Consider the following 1,210-nt stretch of genomic DNA (forward strand, 5'->3'; position numbering starts at 1 on the left):
GCATCCAGGGGGTACCAGACCGGTACCGGCACGCCGAAGAAGCGCTGGCGGGACACGAGCCAGTCGCCGTTGAGCCCCGAGATCCAGTTCTCGTAGCGGGAGCGCATGAAGGCGGGGTGGAACTCGATCTCGTTGCCGCGGCCGATCAGCCGTTCGCGCCGGTCCTCGTCGCGTCCGCCGTTGCGGATGTACCACTGGCGTGAGGTGACGACCTCGAGGGGCTTGTCGCCCTTCTCGAAGAAGTTCACCGGGTGCATGATCTTCTTGGGCTCGCCGTCAAGCAGTTCCGCGGCGGCCAGGAGCTCCACCACGGACTCCTTGGCACTGAACACCGTCTTGCCGGCGATGGCCGCGAAGTTGGCGCGGCCTTCTTCGGTGGTGATCCACTCCGGGGTCTCGCCGATGATGCGGCCGTCGCGGCCCACGATCGCGCGGGTGGGCAGCTGCAGTTCGCGCCACCAGGTGACGTCGGTGAGGTCGCCGAAGGTGCAGACCATGGCGACGCCGGAGCCCTTGTCTGCCTTGGCCAGCGGGTGGGCCTTGACCTCTACCTCGACACCGAACAGGGGAGAGGTGACCTTCTTGCCGAACAGCGGCTTGTAGCGCTCGTCGTCGGGGTTGGCCACGAGCGCGGCGCAGGCGGCCAGCAGCTCGGGGCGGGTGGTTTCGATGAAGATCTTTTCGCCGTCTTCGGTGAAGAAGGGGTAGCGGTAGTAGGCGCCAGCGACTTCGCGGTCTTCGAGCTCGGCCTGGGCCACGGCGGTGCGGAACGTGACATCCCACAGGGTGGGGGCCTCGGCCATGTACGCGTCGCCTGCGGCCAGGTTGGCCAGGAAAGCGCGCTGCGAGATGGCGCGGGACTTGTCATCGATCGTCCGGTAGGTCAGATCCCAGTCCACGGACAGGCCCAGGGTCTGGAACAGGTGCTCGAAGACCTTCTCGTCCTCGACCGCGAGCTCCTCGCACAGCTCGATGAAGTTCTTGCGGGAGATGACGTCGAAGTCGCGCTGGTTCTTGGCGGGCTCGGCCGGGGGGCGGTAGCCGGCGTCGTAGGCGATCGCGGGATCGCAGCGCACCCCGTAGTAGTTCTGCACGCGGCGCTCGGTGGGCAGGCCGTTGTCGTCCCAGCCCATGGGGTAGAAGACGTTCTTGCCGGTCATGCGCTGGTAGCGCGCCAGGACGTCGGTCTGGGTGTAGGAGAACATGTGTC

The 1,210-nt window shown here is 66.8% G+C and carries 1 protein-coding gene; it reads right to left on the bottom strand.

Translation table 11 applies throughout. The features are described 5' to 3' along the window. A partial coding sequence (locus tag LQV45_RS33950; RefSeq protein WP_230012229.1) for a class I tRNA ligase family protein occupies positions 1-1,210 on the bottom strand: 1,210 nt, incomplete at both ends.

It is taken from the genome of Microbacterium sp. Bi128, assembly GCF_918698205.1.